We start from the raw sequence: 2,599 nt of genomic DNA, 5'->3' as shown, positions 1-2,599 counted from the left end.
CTGGGGAGTGGTGGTCGGGGGAGTGGTGACCGGTGATTCCGTGGTCGTGGTGACCGGTGGCTCGGTGGTCGTGGTGACCGGTGGCTCGGTAGTCGTGCTGGTCGGTTCAGTTGTGATGACGGGCGGTTCGGTGGTCGTCGTGACCGGCGCCGCCGTCGAGGTCGTCATCGGGGCGCCGTAGAGGTCGTTGTTCGCGCGGGTCTTCTCCTCCGCCTCCGCGCCGTAACCGCTCGTGTCGGCCAACCCCGTCCGCGAGTAAGCGCTCTCCGCCGTCATCGCCCCGTCCACCACCGCCCGCAGCACGAACGGCGGGAACGACTCGCCCGGCGCGGCCGTCCCGGTCTGGTAGCAGTAGACCACCGTGGGATCGACCTGGCAGTACCCGTTCCACCCCACCCCCGAGGCCGCCGTGGCCCGCAGCGCCCCCGGAAGCCACAGGTGCACCATCGCCCCGTCCAGCGGCGCGCGCCCCACGTTGGTGATCACCGACGTGAACACGACCTCCTGCCCCACCATCGGATTCGGGTCGTCCACGTCGAACGAGGTCAGCTCCAGGTCCTTGGCGTTGTGGTGCAGCCCCGCGTCGAGGTCCATGTCCTGGGTGATCCCGCTGTCCGCCACCTGCACCCGCACGTCCCGCGTGTTCCCGGAGCTCTGCTGGTTCCCGTCCTCGTGGAACACCGACGACCCGGTCGCCGCCGCCCCCCGCCCGCGCGGGGAGAACACCATCCCCTCCGGCCGGTACACCTTCAGGTAGTACAGGTCCTCGTCCAGGTCCACGAAGAAGTACCGCCCGTACTCGTTCGTGGTCGCCGTCGCCACCAGCCCGCCGAACACCCGGTGCAGCTCGACCTTGATCCCCGGAATCCCGTTCTCCTCCGGGTCCTGCACCCCGTCCTCGTCCGAGTCCAGCCACACGTAGTCCCCGAGCGCGCCCTTCTGCATCCCGAAGTCCACGTGCCCGCCCTCCCCGGCGGGCAGGGTGAACGCCACCGACGTCGGCGTGGCCGCCCCGGACCCGGCGGGCAGGGTCGCGCGCACGAGGTAGTCGCCCGGCGCCACGCCGTCGAAGCGGTACGCCCCCGAGCCGTCGGTGGTCGTGCTCGCCACCGGCGTCTCGTCCGACCTCAGCAGCACCACCGCCACCGACCCCAACCGGCCGGGCTCGTCGTCGTCGATCACCCCGTCGCTGTCCGTGTCGACCCACGCCGTCCCGGTCAGCGCGCCGCGCCGCATCCCGAACAGCGACCCGGTGGACGCGTACCCGTCGATCACCGTCACGTACGACAGCTGGTTCGGCGCGGTCACCGTGCCGCCGCCGTTGCCGGTGGTGATCCTCCCGTCCGCGTAGGCCGCGGGGCGCGGCACGGTGATCGTGTGGTCACCGCTCTCCAGCCCGGTCACGGTGAACGTCCCGCCCGCGTCCGTCGTCGCCGTCCGGCTCACCGCGCACGCGGGCTGCTCGGCGGGCGGGCACGAGTAGCGGGTGCCCGTCACGCGCACCACCAGCCCGGCGATGCCCGGCTCCCCACCGCCCTGGGCGCCGTTGTCGTCGTCGTCCCGGTACACCTGCCCGGTGAGCGACCCGGTGGCCGCCCGCGCGCCCGGCAGGTCCCACCACACGACGGCGAGCAGCAGCGCGAGCACCGCGCACACCACGCCGAGGCGGCGCGCGCCACGACCGGCCGACATCACCCGACCCCCGTTCCCACCGGCGTCCTCCACGAGGAATGTCCGCCTGGACCGGGGCGCGGCGCAGCCCCCGAGCGGCAGGTGAACCGGTCCGGGCGAAGCGGGCCGGTTCAAACCTCACCCGGTCGGGAAGCCCTGGTCGGGTGAGTCCCGCATGGCCTCGCCACCGGCGCGGATCGCCTCGCGGATGCGCGGGTAGGCGCCGCACCGGCACACGTTCCGGATGCCGTCCAGGTTCGCGTCGGTCACCGCGCGCCCCTCGGCCGCCACCCGCCGGACCAGCGCCACCGCCGCCATGATCTGCCCCGGCTGGCAGTAGCTGCACTGGGAGACGTCCAGGTCCAGCCACGCCCGCTGCATCGGGTGCAGCCCGCCCTCGCCCGCGAGGCCCTCGATCGTGGTCACCTCGTCTTCGGGCCCCAGCGCGCCCACCGGCACCGAGCACGGCGTCACCGCGCGGCCGTTCAGGTGGCTCGGGCACGGGTGGCACGGTCGGCTTCGGCGTGAACGACAGCACCCCGTGGTTGATCGGGAACGCCGTCGGGTCCGTCCCCGTGGCCCGCGCGTACGCGCACGCCACCGCCGCCATCACCGCCGCCTCCGACCGGGCGCCCACCGGGCCGGGCCGCCACGTCACCCGCAGCGCCCGCACGGCGTCGACGCACTGCCCGAAGGTCTGCGCCCGCACCGCGACCCCGGTCGACACCACCGCGACGTCCGTGACGCCCGGCATCGCCCGAACCTGCGCCAGGTTGTCCACAGTGGACACACGGCCGTTGGTGGTCGGCGGGCGGCACACCGTGGTCGGCTTCGCGCCCGGCGCGTCCAGGTCCATCGTGAACCGCTTGCGCCCGGTCACCGCGTCCAGCGCGTCCACGCGCGTGCAGGGCGTGCCGATGACGCGGAA

General features: G+C 73.7%; 2 protein-coding genes and 1 pseudogene. 1 reads left to right on the top strand and 2 read right to left on the bottom strand.

Annotation, left to right across the window (positions count from 1 at the left end):
• Nucleotides 1-1,692, bottom strand: a 1,692-nt coding sequence (locus ACTUAL_RS26095) for an SdrD B-like domain-containing protein (protein ID WP_440902102.1), incomplete at its 3' end; no start/stop codon positions are given.
• Between the two features lie 117 nt (nt 1,693-1,809).
• Nucleotides 1,810-2,181: pseudogene (locus tag ACTUAL_RS26090) on the bottom strand ((2Fe-2S)-binding protein); the annotation flags it as partial.
• A gap of 14 nt (nt 2,182-2,195) precedes the next feature.
• Between ACTUAL_RS26090 and ACTUAL_RS26085 the strand changes: the two are divergent.
• Nucleotides 2,196-2,599, top strand: a 404-nt coding sequence (locus tag ACTUAL_RS26085; RefSeq protein WP_440902101.1) for a hypothetical protein, incomplete at its 3' end; no start/stop codon positions are given.

It is taken from the genome of Actinosynnema sp., assembly GCF_052038725.1.
Note: the sequence above shows the minus strand (reverse complement) of the source record. Positions and strands in the feature narration are given on the sequence as shown.